Origin of the sequence: Phaeodactylibacter xiamenensis (genome assembly GCF_000759025.1) — a bacterium.
In the GTDB taxonomy this organism is placed as follows: Bacteria; Bacteroidota; Bacteroidia; order Chitinophagales; family Saprospiraceae; genus Phaeodactylibacter; species Phaeodactylibacter xiamenensis.
This window is the reverse complement of sequence record NZ_JPOS01000076.1, coordinates 18,887-35,249: the sequence shown is the minus strand read 5'-3', so window position 1 is coordinate 35,249 and position 16,363 is coordinate 18,887. Positions and strand designations below refer to the sequence as shown.

The 16,363-nt window shown below is 38.6% G+C and carries 13 protein-coding genes; all 13 read left to right on the top strand.

The genetic code is table 11. The features are described from left to right. The first annotated feature begins 621 nt into the window (after positions 1-621). Positions 622-1,473 (top strand): ABC transporter permease, encoded by an 852-nt coding sequence (locus IX84_RS19330; RefSeq protein ID WP_044224506.1) that lies wholly within the window; start codon positions 622-624, stop codon positions 1,471-1,473. 2 nt (positions 1,474-1,475) lie between these two features. Next, on the top strand, positions 1,476-2,708 hold the full coding sequence (locus IX84_RS19325) for an ABC transporter ATP-binding protein (protein WP_052516222.1): 1,233 nt from the start codon (positions 1,476-1,478) through the stop codon (positions 2,706-2,708). After that, positions 2,708-4,555, top strand: coding sequence for an asparagine synthase (glutamine-hydrolyzing) (asnB, locus tag IX84_RS19320; protein WP_044224503.1), 1,848 nt, complete (start codon positions 2,708-2,710; stop codon positions 4,553-4,555). Before IX84_RS19325 ends, asnB (IX84_RS19320) begins: the two co-directional genes overlap by 1 nt. Before the next feature lie 82 nt (positions 4,556-4,637). Then, positions 4,638-5,825: a glycosyltransferase family 4 protein gene (locus tag IX84_RS19315; RefSeq protein WP_081968849.1), complete on the top strand. Its 1,188-nt coding sequence runs from the start codon at positions 4,638-4,640 to the stop codon at positions 5,823-5,825. A gap of 62 nt (positions 5,826-5,887) precedes the next feature. Next, positions 5,888-6,973, top strand: a complete 1,086-nt coding sequence (locus tag IX84_RS19310) for a glycosyltransferase family 4 protein (RefSeq protein WP_081968848.1) — start codon at positions 5,888-5,890, stop codon at positions 6,971-6,973. Then, on the top strand, positions 6,966-8,165 hold the full coding sequence (locus tag IX84_RS19305; protein WP_044224495.1) for a glycosyltransferase family 4 protein: 1,200 nt from the start codon (positions 6,966-6,968) through the stop codon (positions 8,163-8,165). The genes IX84_RS19310 and IX84_RS19305 overlap by 8 nt, the downstream gene beginning before the upstream one ends. Next, complete coding sequence (gene asnB, locus IX84_RS19300; RefSeq protein WP_044224492.1) at positions 8,165-10,039, top strand: asparagine synthase (glutamine-hydrolyzing); 1,875 nt, start codon at positions 8,165-8,167, stop codon at positions 10,037-10,039. The genes IX84_RS19305 and asnB (IX84_RS19300) overlap by 1 nt, the downstream gene beginning before the upstream one ends. Before the next feature lies 1 nt (position 10,040). After that, positions 10,041-11,033, top strand: coding sequence for a glycosyltransferase family 2 protein (locus IX84_RS19295; RefSeq protein WP_052516221.1), 993 nt, complete (start codon positions 10,041-10,043; stop codon positions 11,031-11,033). Positions 11,034-11,046: 13 nt separating this feature from the next. Next, positions 11,047-12,108, top strand: coding sequence for an NAD-dependent epimerase/dehydratase family protein (locus tag IX84_RS19290; RefSeq protein ID WP_044224490.1), 1,062 nt, complete (start codon positions 11,047-11,049; stop codon positions 12,106-12,108). A 317-nt stretch (positions 12,109-12,425) separates the two neighbouring features. Continuing rightward, entirely contained in the window at positions 12,426-13,517 is a 1,092-nt protein-coding gene (locus IX84_RS19285) for a glycosyltransferase family protein (protein ID WP_044224488.1), read from the top strand. 11 nt (positions 13,518-13,528) lie between these two features. Next, a complete protein-coding gene (locus tag IX84_RS19280) occupies positions 13,529-14,470 on the top strand; it encodes a glycosyltransferase family protein (protein ID WP_044224486.1) in 942 nt (313 codons plus the stop codon). Then, complete coding sequence (locus IX84_RS31240; protein WP_152605147.1) at positions 14,464-15,702, top strand: glycosyltransferase; 1,239 nt, start codon at positions 14,464-14,466, stop codon at positions 15,700-15,702. Before IX84_RS19280 ends, IX84_RS31240 begins: the two co-directional genes overlap by 7 nt. Before the next feature lie 303 nt (positions 15,703-16,005). Further along, complete coding sequence (locus IX84_RS19270) at positions 16,006-16,344, top strand: hypothetical protein (RefSeq protein WP_044224483.1); 339 nt, start codon at positions 16,006-16,008, stop codon at positions 16,342-16,344. The last annotated feature ends 19 nt before the right edge of the window (positions 16,345-16,363 follow it).

Below are 16,363 nucleotides of genomic sequence, written 5' to 3'. Positions count from 1 at the left end.
ATTTCGCAGATGTAGGGTAGCGTGCATCAAAGAAAGTGGCCTAGCAAAAAAATCCAGTTGGAATAATCAATTGGTGTGCCTACCCACCTAAGGCGGGTAGGCAATAAAATCAACAAAATCTGTGAACACTAAGACTATACTTAGAGGTTTTTTGCCTTTAAAATCAGTGATTTATGGTTCTGGCTAACGGCTTTAAGGGAAGTTTAGCGGGTGTCTACATCCCGACATTCATCGTCGGGGCTAAGTGACCGAAAAAAACGGACGCCATGGTTTATAAAGCGCTAATTTGCAACGTAAAGGTGCTCCAAACATAGTCTAAGACTATGTTTGGAGCGGGTTCGTCATGAAAATCAAGGAATTGTGGTTCCTGCTAAATCTTTTTTAGCGCGTTTGGCGGGTGTTTACATCCAGACATTTATCGTCAGGGTCAAATAAGCTAAAAAAGATGACGCCAGAGCCTGCCCCGCATTTCAGCGGGGTTCATAAGTCCTTGGTTTGCAATAGGAGTAAGCTCCAAACATAGTCTAAGCTCAATCACTCGAACTGACAATAGAATAAAACTAGAAATCAGTCAAAAAAAATTTCATATATGGGATATACATTTAGACTTTAAAAGATAATATGTCCAAACATTTACCAATAAAAGTTTACAAACGACAAAATAGTACTGCGGTAGGACGCTTGCTAAAGGACACTCTTAAAGATTTATGGGGGTCTCATTTCTTAGCTTGGCAATTGGCCAAACGCGATATTAGTGCGCAATACCGCCAATCCTATCTAGGTATTTTATGGCTATTTATTACTCCAGTGGCCTCGGCACTTATTTGGATTATTCTAAAAAGCAGCGGTACGGTAACTATTGCCGATACGGGTATGCCCTATCCAGTGTATGCATTTTCTGGGACGCTTATATGGTCTATTTTATTAGAGTCTATTAACTCTCCAACCCAAAGCACCAATGCCTCAAGGAGCATACTAACAAAAATCAATTTTCCAAAAGAAGCCTTGGTGTTATCAGGGGTATACAAACTTTTGTTTAACAGCAGTGTTAAAGTAATTTTACTCATCCTATTTGTATTTGTTTTTGGAGTGGGCTTTCATTGGTCATTGCTGTTAGTGCCTTTAGCCCTCTTAGGTGCTGTTATGGTTGGTACAGCGCTGGGTTTACTTTTAACACCAATAGGCCTACTTTATAATGACATTTCAAGATTAACCACCATGGGGCTGTCTTTAATCATGTATTTAACCCCTGTGGTGTATGGCATTCCCAAATCAGGCATCATGAAGACGGTTATGACCTATAATCCTTTTACCCCATTAATCACTACAACACGCGCCTTGGCGGTAGGTGATGTCCCTGAGCAGTGGGTGTATTACAGTATTCTAATGGTTGTTGGATTATTGTTATTAATATTTAGTTTAATGATTTATAGACGAGCCATTCCGGTTATTGTAGAACGTTTAAGTGCATAGTTATGGCAGGTGAAGTATTAGTTAAAGTAGAAGGGTTATCCAAAAAGTTCTGTAAAGATTTAAAAACCAGTCTATGGTATGGAGTTAAAGATTTGTTTGGGCGCTCTTCTTCTCATGAAGTGGGCGCATTACGACCTAAAGAGTTTTGGGCGGTTAGAGACATTAATTTCGAGCTTAGGCGTGGGGAATGTTTGGGGCTTATTGGCCATAACGGGGCAGGAAAATCTACCTTGCTTAAAATACTCAATGGTTTAATTAACCCCGATGAAGGCCAAGTCACCATGCGTGGTCGTGTGGGGGCCTTGATAGAACTTGGTGCAGGCTTTAACCCTATACTCACAGGTCGTGAAAATATTTATAACAACGGTGCAGTCCTAGGGTTTACCCGTAAAGAAATTGACGAAAAGATTGAAGCGATTATCGACTTTTCAGAAATTCGCGAGTTTATAGATATGCCTGTGCAAAACTACAGCTCTGGGATGAAGGTAAGACTTGGCTTTGCCGTGGCGGCACAGATGAAGCCAGACGTCTTAATTGTTGATGAAGTATTGGCGGTTGGAGATATAGGATTTCGATTTAAGTGTTTAAATGCCATCGGCGAACTGATGAAAGACACAGCTGTTATATTTGTTACTCATAGCATGCCTATGATATTCAGAGTTTGCAATAAAGTAATGCTTTTACATCGTGGTCAGGAAAAATTGTTTACGGCGGATGTAGGAAAGGGTATAGAAAAATATTATGCCATTTTTCCAAGTGGGAAGCAAAACATTGTAGGTAGTGGTGAGGCTCATGTGATTGACTTTAAGTTCAGTGTTGACAAACAAACGGCACACTTTGGAGATACCTTGACTGTTCCACATGGTTCAGATTTACATATTGAAATGATTGTGAAATTAGATTTGCACATCAAGAAAGCAGCTTTACAACTTGTCTTTTGGAACCAAGAAATGATGCCCGTTGGTGATGTTTTAGACACAAATCTTCAGGCTTTCCTAATAGAACAAAATCAACATCAAAGACATAATGTGACGCTTACTATTCCCAAAGTAAATTTCAATGCGGGTAAACATGCTATGAGTGTGATGATAAACTCTCCTGACTTTTCTTCTAGTTACTGTAGGCTCGATAATGCAGGTTTTATTAATATGACTTCTCATTTTGCAAGTGGTGCACATATATTGATTAACGGTAGCTGGTCTTCCTCGCTTAACAAAACATCTCATAAGTTATAATGTGCGGCATTTCAGGATATATATCAAAATCACACAAGTTTGATTTAAAAGCTTTAAAAGCTATTAATAAAAAGCTTAACCATCGTGGTCCCGATGAAGAGGGTTATTTTGTGCATCAAAATGTAGGGTTGGGTCATAAGCGCCTTTCTATTATAGATTTGCAATCGGGGCAACAACCAATGAAAAACGATACCGAAGACCTAGTGATCACCTATAACGGTGAGCTCTATAATTATAAGAATATTAGACAAACTCTTATATCTAAGGGAGTGTTGTTTAAAACTACTTCAGATACCGAAGTGATTTTGAAGGCTTATGAGTACTATGGTAATAATTGCGTGAAACATTTCAGAGGTATGTTCGCTTTTGCTATTTTAAACATAACCAAGCAGGAATTATTTATGGCTCGCGATCATTTGGGCATCAAGCCACTAGTATATTACAATGACATTGACACTTTTGCTTGGGCCTCTGAAATTAGCGCACTCAGGGAAACTACTGACTTTAAGGCTGATATTGACTATTATGCCATAGACCAATACCTGAAATTTCAATACATTCCTGCACCTCGTAGCATCTACAGAAAGGTTAAAAAGTTAATGCCCGGGCATTTTATGGTGGTAGGTTTTGACGGTACCGTAAAGAATATTAAGAAATATTGGGACCTTAAATTTAGCCCTAAGCGAAAAACCAAACAGCAATGGTTGAACAAACTGGAGCATAGCCTTAAAACCTCTGTTGCCATGCACACATTATCGGATGTAGAATTTGGTGCCTTTTTATCGGGAGGTATAGACTCCACACTCATAGTTAAGTATATGACTGAGTATTTGGGTTCTGGCATTAGAACCTACACTATAGGTTTTAAAGATTCACAGGTCAACGAGACCCATTTTGCAGAGCAGGTAGTAGCCCGTTATGAAACCGACCACACCAGTGTTACTTTAGATGGAGATGCACTAGAAATTTTACCTTTACTTGTTAAACATTATGGGGAGCCATTTGGAGATTTCTCTGCTATACCAACATTCTATGTAAGCGAGCTGGCATCTAAAGATGTGAAAATGGTGCTATCGGGTGATGGTGCCGATGAAGCTTTTGCCGGTTATGGTCATTATCCGCTTTGGCTAAAGAAAATTAACAGACACCAGCCAAATAATGTCTTCAAAAATAATATTGTGGCATCCTTGTATCCATTAGCCAATAAACTCTATCCCAAGCGTTACCCCAAACTTGCCAAACCAACTGATAAATTGAGTAATTACCTACGCTACCGTAGCAGAATGGATGACCGAAGCAGAGAACAACTTTGGCAGGCACCTTATAAATTTTTGATCGACTTACACGATGAGATAGAGTTTTTATATGGCGAGGATTATAGAGAGCAAAGCGAATTCAGCCGTTCACAGTATTTCGATATCAAGGTGTTTATGCCAAGCGATATTTTAACCAAGGTAGATATTGCCAGCATGATTAATAGCCTAGAAGTGCGCACGCCTATAACAGACAAAACGCTATTTGAATTAGCTGCTACTATACCATCTGAGCTATTGTTAAAACAAAAAAACGGCAGATGGCAAGGCAAGCACCTTTTAAAACAATTATTAGTCAAGGATTTTGATAAGGCTTTTATAGAGAGAAAAAAGCAGGGTTTTGAAATCCCTCTTGAGCAATGGCTATTTACAGGTACTAATTTTGAGGCTATTAAAAAAAGATTTCAGGCACCCAATGGTATCTTAAGGCAATTGTTTGAGCCATTAGTCTTGCAACAGCTATTAGATGAAAAAAATGGCTTTAAAGTTTGGTTGTTGTTGGTCTTAGATGAATGGTTCATGCAAAATGGCTAAAAATGCTAGAGACGTGGTATAAGAGCTTTAAATTTCTTCACTTTCCCCATAGTATTACATTATGGGCTAAGCGAGCTATGTTATGAATCAATTAAGAGCCTCAGACCATACTTTTAAAATGCCAAAAGTTCAAGACCTTAAACGGAAACTTATTGTTATCGTTATTGGTACCTTAAAAGGTATGGGTGGTGCCGAACGCCAAGCCATTTTATTAGCCGAGGAGTTGTTACAACGAGGCTTTAAGGTAAAACTTATAGCCTTTTCTGGAGGATCTACCGAGACCGTATTACAATCTAAGGGTATCCCTTACACGGTGTATCCGTTTAACAGTTATCAACCCTTTAAGCGTAACCTTATACCACTACTAAAATTAACGCTATTTTTACGAGGGTTAAAGCCCTATGCGTTTATTCCGTTTATTACGCTGAATAGTAAATATATTGGGCTTGTTTGGAAGCTGACAGGAGCTCAATTTGCTTGTTGGAATCAGCGTGACGAAGGTAGAGAAGTGTATGGGTCGCGTTTAGAACGTTGGTCTATCAACAATGTGCCCGTAGTCGTCTCTAACTCATGGCCAGGACGGAATGTTTTGATTGAGAAATTAGGTGTTGCAGCATCTAAAGTAAGCATTATTAATAATGGGATTGTGCTTCCTGAGGTACAGGAAAAGGCCATAGACTGGCACGATCATCTTAAGCTATCTAAGGATACGATGATTGTTAGTATGTTGGCCAGTATTTATAAGTTTAAAGATCATACCACCTTAATAAAAGCTTGGCAGCAGGTACAAGCCCAACTCAAAGCCCGCAACAAAAGCGGCGTTTTGGTTTTAGCAGGGACTTTTAAAGGGATGGAGACGGCGCTAAAAGTACTTTGTTTTGATCTTAGAGTGGCGGATAGCGTTTATTTTATTGGGACCACGCCCCATACTAACGATTTAATACGGCAATCGGCCATGGTGGTACACAGTTCTAATTTAGAGGGTTGCCCCAACGCGGTATTGGAAGCCATGGCCTTGGGTAAGCCCGTTGTGGCTACCCACATACCAGGGCATGAGCAGGCTTTAGGAGATACTTATGCCCAACAGTGTTTAAGCCATCCTAATGACGACAAGGATTTGGCTGCTAAGATGATAAAAGTATTAGAGGATAAGGCTTTGGCCAAAGAGTTAGGAGCTTATAATCGGCAAAGAATTAAAGACCATTTTTCTATTGAACAGATGGTAGATCACTATTTGGGATTAATAACCCGTTATACATCGGCTTCATAAAGGTGCTTTTAAGAAAATTTAAATCGGCATGGTTTTACCTGCACCAATGGCAACAAGGTATTATGGCTTCTTTAAGACGGTTGTGGGTGCAACGTCATGTCTTTGGGTATAAAAGATCGGCAGCCGAGGTGTTTATAGGACCGTATTTTGCCAGTTTAGGAGGAGTATCGCACCATTTGCAGAGTATCCATATTTTTTCTAAAACACGAACAACGACATTGCCAAATGAGGCTTTACTTAAGTTTTTACTAAAACACCAATTGCTTCCTTATTATAAAGCGGTGGTAACACCGCCATTGCTGCGTCATCGTTTGCTGCATTCCCATGTTGATCCTTGGTTTATTTCAGTTTGCGAAAGGGCTCAACAAGAAGGGGCTAAATGGGTACATACCTATCATACCCTTTATTTTGAAAAGGATTGGGACGAGGGTTTGGCACCCTGGCAGTTAGCTATTAATAAGGCCTTGGTTGAGCAAGCCAAAAAAGCCGATGTCAAAATAGCTATTGCCCATTGGTTAAAAGCCTTTTTAAAAGAACAATACCAGATTGATACGGTGTATATACCCAATGGGGTGAATGTGACCAAATGTGATAAAGCCAATGCAGAGCGTTTTATCGCCACATATGGCTTAAAGGATTTTATTCTATTTGCCTCGGGAATTTCGGATATTAAGAATGCCGGTGATTTTTTAAGACTCGCCAATGCTCTTCCTGATAAGGACTTTGTCATTATAGGGAGGGGGATTTCTAAGGAAGCTTTAAATAAAAAATTTAACGTACCCTTAGGTTCTAATTTAACCATTTTAGGCACTATGGAGCATGGAGCTTTATTAGACGCCATTGCGGCTTGTAAGGTGTTTGTGGTGACCAGCCGTTCTGAAGGCTTACCTACGGTACTTATGGAGGCAATGGCGCTGAGGCGTTCAGTCGTTGGTGTGAACACTTATGGCACCAAAGAAGTGATCCATTCTGAGAAGTATGGGTATTTATATGAGGCAGATAACTTGGAAGATTTAGTGCAAAAGACCGAAGCAGCTTATGCCCATTCTAAAGGAGACCAAGCGCGGGAACGGATACTACAGGAATACGATTGGCGGGTGATAGCTCCACAGCTTGATGCCCTGTATCAAAATTTAAAACATGACTAAACTTAAAATAGCTTTATATACCCAAACTTTTCCACCGAAAGGCGGGGGTGTATCTACTTCGCACTATAATATTTATAATTTATTGAAAGATGAATACGACATTCAAGTATTTGCCTTCAATGAAACAGTGAATGAATTTGATGAACAAATTGTGAAATTGGCGACCATTCCTTTAATTAATCGCTTTATTTTATCGCTTGTAAAATGTAGATACAAAGCCAAAAGTAAAGGTTCCAAGCTTTCAAATGTAAAAGCCATAATAAGTAGTTTTATCCCTGTTTTAAAGAGTCATAAATACTTAAGACGCTTTAAACCAGATATAATTCTTCTTCCAGATTTTAACATACCAGCATATCTACTTCAAAAGCCAAAAGGCACTAAGTTAGTTTGTTTTGCTCATCATAATTACAGTAGGTTTAAAAATCACATACTTTTAGAAAATTCTGATTGGTTAGATTTAGATATTGCTTACAGCATGGAACAGAGCGCTATGAGAAAAGTAGATGCTATAATATCTCCTTCTTATTATATGATTCAGCGTTATGAGGGCAGTACTTATAATAATAAACCGGTATTTAGAATACCAAACTTTATGGAGAAAGATAACTTTAAAGCTTTAGAAAGTCAGGCTAAAACTAATACTACGTTGCCAAGGGATAGAAAAATTATATATATTCCATCAGCAGGCTCTGTTGTAAAAGGAAAGCGCTATATTTTTGAAATTGTAAGACGTCTATTAGCTCATGATAATAATCTATTTTTCTATTTGTCTGGACATTTACCAGATGACTTAGTTTACGAATTAAAAGAATTTAAAGATCATTTATATACACCAGGACATATAAACTGGGAAACTAATGTTATATACATGATGCAATGTGACCTAGGTATAACTCCAAACCTAGAAGAAAATTTCAGTAATGCCATATTGGAAGGACAAGCCGCAGGATTACCCTTTGTGGCTTTTGATACGGGGGGTAATAAAGAAATCATATTGGATAAAGAAACAGGTTTTATAGTCCCATATAGGGATATAGAAGCATTAATTGAACAATCTTATAATTTAATAAATAATAATCAACTTCGAGAAAATTTTGCAAATCGTAGTAAAGAAGCTTGTTATAGTCGCTTTAACAATACCATCATTAAAGCAGAATATCAAAAGGCTTTTGAACAAATAGCACAAATGTAATGTGTGGAATAGCAGGAATATATAGAATTAATACTAGCGTTGCTCTAAATGAGATTGATAATTTAACGAATTATCTTACCCACAGAGGGCCAGATGGCAGAGGTATATGGTTTAACGAGAGACAACATCTTGCTCTAGGGCATAGACGTTTATCTATTTTAGATTTATCAGAAGCAGGAAAACAACCTATGCAATGTGAAAATGGTAAATTTGTAATTACCTTAAATGGGGAGATATATAACTTTATTGAAGTTAGAGATGAACTTAAAACCTTAGGCTATAAATTTAATTCTGAAACAGATACAGAAGTAATTCTTCGAGCTTATGAGGCTTGGGGTTCGCAAATGCTCAACAAATTTAACGGAATGTGGGCGTTAGCTATCTATGACGTTGATAACAACAAACTTATTTTAAGTAGAGATCGTTTTGGTATAAAACCATTATATTACTTTTGGGATGGTGAAGAGTTGGTCTTTGCCTCAGAAGTTCAAGCTTTACATAAACACTTGGGTGAACGTGTTAGTATAAATAAGAAAACAATTGAGGCGATACTAAATTTTGATCATTCTTATCACGGTACAGCACAAACCTATCTAAATGAAGTTAAGTCATTACCTGCTGGAACCAATTTCTTATTAGTTAACAATAAAGTATCCATAGAACGCTGGTATCAACTGAAGAAGCAAAAGGTACCAAAAACACTAAAGGCGCAAGCGCAAGAATTAAAAATACTTTTAGCTGATGCTTGTAAAGTAAGGCTTAGAAGTGATGTCCCAGTTGGTACTTGCCTTTCTGGTGGTATAGATAGCGGGACCATATCGTCTTTGATCAGCACCTTTAAAGCGGATGAAAACCAACGCTTTTCTAATTTTACACATCGGAGTTTTTGCGCAGGTTTTCCAGGTATTTCTTTTGATGAAACACAAGATGCACGAAGACTGGCCAAGCAACTTGATATCAACTTAGATGTAGAAATAGTTGGCCCTCCTTCAGAAGAAAGGTTGGAACGAGCTCTAGCGCAAACAGACGGACCAATGCCTGCCTTTGCCTTTTTCCCAATTTGGCAGCTTTATGGTTATATAAAATCACAAAATATTACAGTAACCTTAGATGGCCAAGGGGCCGATGAAATGCTAGGCGGTTATTACTTAGGCTATAATGCTATGAAAGGTGCTTTGCAGAAAGGAGCACTTTTATGGTTGTTAGACGTTAAAAACACGTACAGCAAGTTGCACCCTAAAGCTTCAAGTTGGGTGCGTGGTCATTATAACCACTTGTTAAAACAAGCTTGGTCAGATATCAAGCAGATTTTAAAATGGCCCATAAAAAAAGTAATAACGTACATGGGGCTTCGACACTTTCAAGCCAACAATCTTTTAGTGTTTAATAATCTCGAGCCCAATAGCTTTGAAGAGGCCTTGTACCAGCAATTTTTTTCATCGCCATTACCATTTTTACTCCATCAATACGACAGGGCATCTATGGCTAATGGTATAGAATGCCGCATGCCATTTATGGATTATCGGGTAGTAGAATATATTTTTTCGTTGCCATCAGAATCTAAAGTAGGTGGTGGCTATACTAAGCTTGTTCTGCGCGAAGCAGTAAAGGGTATTTTACCAGACGAGACCCGCCTAAATACATTAAAAACCGGATTTAATGCGCCGACTACAGAGTGGTTTCAAACCGATTTAAAAGATTGGTTTCTTAAGCAAATTAACAGTTCTGAGTTTTTAAATAATCCTTATTTTGATGGTAAAGCGCTCAATAAAGAATTTACTAAAAAATTAGATAGTGCTGATGCAGATACTTATAAATGGAAATTTTGGGCCTATATTCATGTGAGTCATTGGTTAAAGACAATAAGTAACTAAAATGTTTAGAGTCTCCGTCATCATCCCAGTGTACAACGCCGAAGCCTATTTGCGAAAAGCGGTGGAATCTGCCGTGCATTTGGAAGAGGTTGGCGAAGTCATTTTGGTTGAAGATGCCTCACCCGATAAGGCCTTGGGGGTAGCGCAAGCTTTAGAACAGGAGTTCGAAAAGGTAAGGCTATATCAACACCCCGATAAGGGCAATCATGGTGCGGGAGCATCACGCAATTTAGGTATTCAAAAAGCTAAATGTGATTATATCGCTTTTTTAGATGCTGACGATTACTATTTGCCCAATCGCTTTAAAAAAGATAAAGAGATTTTTGCGAAGCACTCGGATGCCGAGGGAGTCTATAGCTGTGTGGGCACCCACTTTTTAACTGAGGAAGCGAAACAGCAGTTTTATGAAAAAGGGCTTGGCTATCAGGAAGTATTAACCTTAAGTGATGTCGTGTCGCCAAAGGAACTGTTTAGGGTGCTGTTTCATAGGCATCCTAAAGTGAAAGGCGAATTTTGTACCAACGGTATTACCTTAAAAAAGAATGTTTTTAAAAAAGTAGGCAATTTTCATACGGCCTTAAGATTACGCCAAGACATTCATTTATGGCGGCGTTTGGCAGGCTTTTGTACCTTATATGCTGGTGAAATAAAACGGCCAGTCTCCATGCGAGGTATTCATGCGCACAACCGTATGACGGTGACTAAAGATCACGATCAATATAAAGATCTTTGGTGGCAAAGCTTAAAACAAGAATTTAAAACTAAAGGCTTAGAGGCTGATAAATATGCGGTATTTGAGCAATGTTATATCAATTACTATTCAGGACACAGTCATAAAATAAAGGCTTTAAGAGCGCTGGCATTACAGCTGTTTAAACATCCTAAGTCGATAACAAAAGCCTATGGGGATTTCGATTTCAATTTTTGGAAGGTCTTTGGTAAAAACGGTATAACGCTTCGAATCATTTCTTTAAAAAACAAATTACTCAAATAGAAACTATACTTTGATGAAAACACATTTAATATCAGGCGGCTGCGGTTTTGTAGGGCGCAACATGGTGAAACGCCTTTACAATACCACACAAGACCGGATTGTCTTTATTGATAACTTGGCGGTAGGGAAGCACCCTAAAACCTGGTTAGAGGCTCCTTATCAAAAGCAAGTGGGCCCTATGGAAATCTACGGTACCGATGAGCGCCTATGCTTTATACAAGACGATTTTAGAAATACCTTACAAACCTTGGTGAAAGATCCCGATTACGTAAATACGGTATGGGGACTTGACATTGATCGCTTTGCCGATGTGTACCATTTTGCTGCTATTGTCGGGGGGCGTGCCATGATTGATGGTGATCCCATTCAGGTGGCCTTAGATTTATCTATCGATGCTGAGTTTTTTTACTGGGTGAGCCGTCATCAACCTGAGCGGGTGTTGTACCCAAGTTCTAGCGCTGCTTATCCTATAGATTTACAAACAAAGGACAATGCCATTCAGTTGAAAGAGTCTGATATCGATTTTACAAGAATGGGTCAACCCGATATGACCTATGGTTGGACCAAGCTTACGGGCGAGTTTTTAGCGCAAATCACGGCTAAACATTACGGGGTACGCATTGCCTGTATACGTCCGTTTTCAGGCTATGGTGAGGATCAAGACTATTCCTATCCTACACCAGCTATTGCTAGGCGTGCTGTATTTAAAGAAGCCCCTTTTGAGGTTTGGGGGTCGGGGCATCAGGGGCGCGATTTTGTGCATATTGATGATGTATTAGACGCTATTGCCGTTGCTATGGATAAGATTCATGATGGTAGGGCTATAAATATTGGTCAAGGTATTTTAACCTCATTTAGAGACCTTATTAGTATTTTTACAGAATTTGCTGGGTACAATCCTGAGATTAAACCCTTATTAGATAAACCTGTAGGGGTGCATAGCCGGTATTGCGATATGAGTTGGGTAAAGGACAACTTGGGTTGGGAACCTAAAATTTCGATTAAAGAAGGGATGCGACGGGTTTATGAGGCGGTTAAGGCCAGAGAGATTGCTGCAGGGAATTTGAAGGGATAGGTCTCGACTGCGCCTGGTCTCGAGTTGCTACGCACGGTGCTTTCAAAGATTGTCACCTCGAGCGCAGTCGAGAGGTAATTGAAGGGTTATTTAATAAGTAATTATAGTGAAAAAGTCTCGACTGCGCTCGACCTGACACTGGTTTCGAGTTGCTACGCACGGTGCTTTCAATGAAACTAGCGTTTCATTTCAACCAATGCTCGACCTGACAGAGATAATGTCACTTCGAGCGCAGTCGAGAAGTCAATAAAAGCAGGTATTAATAAGCGCAGCCGAAAGGTCAATACAACCAAAAACACCCTATACAAAAGACTACCATGAGTGAAAAACGCTTAAAGATACTCTTCGCCAACATACCAACGCCTGGAAACAGATTTGTCGTTGATTTGAAAGAAGGCCTTGAGCAATATGCTGAAGTGACCTGGGATTGCAATGAATTCTGGAAAATGGAAAAGGACTATGATATTATTCATATCCACTGGCCAGAATACTTATCTTTTGAGTTGGAATCTTATTTATATAAGCCAGAAGAATCCATCCCTAAGGCTTTATGGAATAAAATGATTATCTGCTTAGAATATTGGTCTAAAAATTCGAAACTGATTTACACCCGCCATGTGCAATACCCCCATGCCCGTCATGATGAGGAATTTTTAAAGCTTTATAAAACTGTGGCGTCGTATTGCAAAACGGTGATCCACTTTGCCAATTTCAGTATCCAACAATTTAAGCAATGGTATCCCGATTTAGACTATATCAAACATGTGGTCATTCCACACCATAACTATGCGTCTTTGCCTAGTAAATCAACAAAAATTGAGGCGCGTGAGTATTTGGACATAGATTCTGATGCCCATGTAATGCTCGTATTCGGCAGCATAAAAGAAAATGAAAAACCATTAATTAAAAAAGCTTTTGATGCCATCCCTTACCGTAATAAGGTATTGTTAGCCCCTGGCTGGAAGATTCAAAGGCAAAATATTGGCTATATCAGGCTACGAGAATGGGTTTGGAAATTTGAAAAGTGGCTAGCCTCTAGAAACAAGACGTTTCGGACTAATTTAGGCTTTGTAAAAGAAGAAGAGGCGCATTATTATTTGAATGCGGCTGATTTTTTATTTATACCAAGAACCAACGAGCTCAACTCAGGCAATATTACTTTAGGTTGTACCTTTGGGTTAGTGGTGGTGGGAAAAAACACTGCCGATATTGGGGAGCTTTTAAAAGAAACGGGTAATCCAACCTTTGCAGTTGGCGATGATGAAAGTTTGAAAATAGCCATTGAAAAAGCATATCAGCTAAAAGAAGCTAATCACGGATTGAAAAATAAAGAGTTGGCTTTGAATGAGTGGAATATTCAAAAAATTGCCAAGGCTTATTGGGAGGAAATGATAGATTTAAATAATTAAATTAATAGCTAATGCAGCTAGCACCCATTGCCCTTTTTGTTTACAACCGGCCAAAGCATACACGTCAAACTTTAGAAGCCTTGCAAGCTAACGAGCTGGCGAATCAATCCCATTTGTTTGTGTTTTGCGACGGACCAAAAGCTAATGCTACTTCAGAAACGCTTAATGCTATACAAGACGCCAGGACTATTGTAAAAGAAAAAACATGGTGTAAAACCATAACCTTGTTTGAGTCAGAAAACAATAAAGGATTAGCAGTTTCCATTAAAGATGGCGTCACCAAAATCCTTAATCAATTTGGTAAAGTGATAGTCTTAGAGGACGACATTGTTACGGCTAAGGGTTTTTTAACTTATATGAATGAGGCTTTAGAGCTCTATAAAAATGAGTCTAAAGTGATGCATATCGCCTCCTATTTACCTTATACCAATTCTATAAGTAATTTGCCAGAGACATTTTTTTTAAGGTTTATGAGTTGCTGGGGATGGGCGACTTGGAAAAGCGCTTGGGATGCCGCTAACTGGGATGCCCAAGATTTATACGAACAGATTCAAGCCCCTGCTATCATGAAAGCGTTTAATTTGGATGGAGTTCTTAATTTTCATGAACAGTTAAAACATAATATCACAGGGCAAATCAACACCTGGGCCATTATGTGGTATACCTCTATTTTTCTTAACCAAGGCTTATGTTTATATCCAAATGTAACCCTATCTAAAAATATAGGGTTAGATGGTAGTGGTGCGCATTGCTTGCCAGGTGAGGATGCCACGGCCTTTAGTTATGACACGGAGATAGATGTGCGGTATCAACAGCCTAGAATTTCCCAATTAGGAACTACCTATTTAAAACGCTATTATCGTTTCGGTAAAACAAGTACATTTAATAGGCGTTTTGAGAGGATGTACTACCACTATCGCTTACAGCTTATTAAGTTGTTTAAACGTTGGTAAGTTATAAAATTTTACATATTAGCACAAAAGATTCTGGTGGTGCTGGTATTGCCGCTATACGCTTGCATAAAAGCATGCTAGATGCTGGAGTGCAAAGCCAGTTTCTTTGTTTACAAAAAACTAGCGATGTAAAAAATGTAGAGGTATTTCCTAAATTTTTTCCAAGATTTTACCATCGTATATTAGAGCGGTTTGGGGTTTTGCTTACCGCAGATCAGAAAAATGCATTACAACTTAAAAAAGTACATCAGCATTGCGCACCTGAGATGTACTCTTTTCCCCATTCCGATTATAAAATTCACAAGCACCCCTTAATCCAATGGGCCAATGTTATTATTATACATTGGGTGGCGGGCTTTTTAGATTATAAAAGCTTTTTTAAAAATATTCCTAAGGAAACACAGGTGTTTTGGTACACGCACGATTTTTCTATGATTTTAGGAGGATTCCATACCTTATTTGATGATAAGCGCTTTCAACAGCCCTTTGTAAGAAATTTAGAAAAGACACTAAAAAAAGAAAAACGACAATATTTATCCGCATTTAAAGGCCTCAATGTTATTGCCAATAGCCAATTTAGCTATGACGTCATAGAAAAAGCCAACATAACCAATAAGGACCATATTCATTGTGTACCGCTGGGACTTCCGGAAGGTGAACTGGTAAAAATTGATAAAGCTATTGCCAAACAAGCTTTGGGTTTTAGTACAAAAGATGTTATAGTCCTATCGGTTTCAGCCTCACTATCTACTAAACGAAAGGGTATGTATCGGCTTTTAGAGGTTATAAAACGAGTTTCAAAACAGATAAATAATTTGCATGTGCTAACTATGGGGGCTGACTTGCCCACTGATATAAAACAGGAGCTGAACATTAAGCCTATGGGTAGCGTGTGGCAACCCGAGTTTAAAAGCATTGTATTTTCAGCAGCCGATGTGGTGGTGTCCACCTCTTATGAGGAGACCTTTGGACAAACCATCATAGAGGGTTATGCCTGCGGAACGCCGGCTTTGGTATTTAATAATGCCGCTTTACCAGAATTAATTATAGACGGGGAGACAGGTTATGTGGCAGATACCACAGCTGAGTTTGCGGAATATTTGCTTGCATTAGCTAAGAATAGGGCTAAAGTCATGGCTATGGGGCAACAGGCCTACAACCACTTTAAAGAGCATTATACGTCTGAACACCAAGTCAAAGCCCTTTTAAAATTGTTAGACCCGACACATTAGAATATAAGCAATTCAACCATGTCCCAGATTCACCTTTACACCACCTACTACCCTGAAAAAAAAGCAGCACGACGTGCAGAACTGCAGCAGTGCTTAACCCATAATTTGGCCAATAAAGCGATGGCTAGCATTACGGTGTTTAATGAGGGAGGCGTACTTAAATTTATATAACATTCCAAGGCTAGAAAACACTAGTATCATGCACCGTTTTATTTGTCAGATTTATTAATTATTACAACAAGAATGATAGCAAGGAAATCAATTTTTTAAGTGTTAAATGAAATTATCTAATTAATTTGTAAAATGAAAAAAATAGAATCCGGCATTTATTTAAAAACTGAAGGGGGGTTGTGTAATAGAATGAGGAGTATAGACTCTGCTTACATTCTAAAGGAGTTATTTAAAAAAAAATTATTTGTTATTTGGGAGAATAATCATGAAGTAGGAGCAAATTTTGAAGAAATTTTTGAGCCTCTTCCAGAAATTAAGATGCTCAGTACAGAACCATTATTCTTAAAGAAGTTAAACAAGTTGCCTAGGATTTTAAAAAATATTTACTCGGCTTTTTATTCTATTTCACCAGATATAAGAAATGATGCTGTGAAAGAATTTTGTAACTATTTAGGTCAATTTGCAAAATAGCGAAAAAATAGCGAACTAG

Excerpts from the sequence above, each read along its gene's own strand:
- IX84_RS19325 (WP_052516222.1), top strand. The coding sequence starts at position 1,476 with ATGGCAGGTGAAGTATTAGTTAAAGTAGAAGGGTTATCCAAAAAGTTC.
- IX84_RS19280 (WP_044224486.1), top strand. The coding sequence starts at position 13,529 with ATGCAGCTAGCACCCATTGCCCTTTTTGTTTACAACCGGCCAAAGCAT.
- IX84_RS19285 (WP_044224488.1), top strand. The coding sequence starts at position 12,426 with ATGAGTGAAAAACGCTTAAAGATACTCTTCGCCAACATACCAACGCCT.
- IX84_RS19290 (WP_044224490.1), top strand. The coding sequence starts at position 11,047 with ATGAAAACACATTTAATATCAGGCGGCTGCGGTTTTGTAGGGCGCAAC.
- IX84_RS19270 (WP_044224483.1), top strand. The coding sequence starts at position 16,006 with ATGAAAAAAATAGAATCCGGCATTTATTTAAAAACTGAAGGGGGGTTG.
- asnB (WP_044224492.1), top strand. The coding sequence starts at position 8,165 with ATGTGTGGAATAGCAGGAATATATAGAATTAATACTAGCGTTGCTCTA.
- IX84_RS19315 (WP_081968849.1), top strand. The coding sequence starts at position 4,638 with ATGAATCAATTAAGAGCCTCAGACCATACTTTTAAAATGCCAAAAGTT.
- IX84_RS19310 (WP_081968848.1), top strand. The coding sequence starts at position 5,888 with ATGGCTTCTTTAAGACGGTTGTGGGTGCAACGTCATGTCTTTGGGTAT.
- asnB (WP_044224503.1), top strand. The coding sequence starts at position 2,708 with ATGTGCGGCATTTCAGGATATATATCAAAATCACACAAGTTTGATTTA.
- IX84_RS19305 (WP_044224495.1), top strand. The coding sequence starts at position 6,966 with ATGACTAAACTTAAAATAGCTTTATATACCCAAACTTTTCCACCGAAA.
- IX84_RS19330 (WP_044224506.1), top strand. The coding sequence starts at position 622 with ATGTCCAAACATTTACCAATAAAAGTTTACAAACGACAAAATAGTACT.
- IX84_RS19295 (WP_052516221.1), top strand. The coding sequence starts at position 10,041 with ATGTTTAGAGTCTCCGTCATCATCCCAGTGTACAACGCCGAAGCCTAT.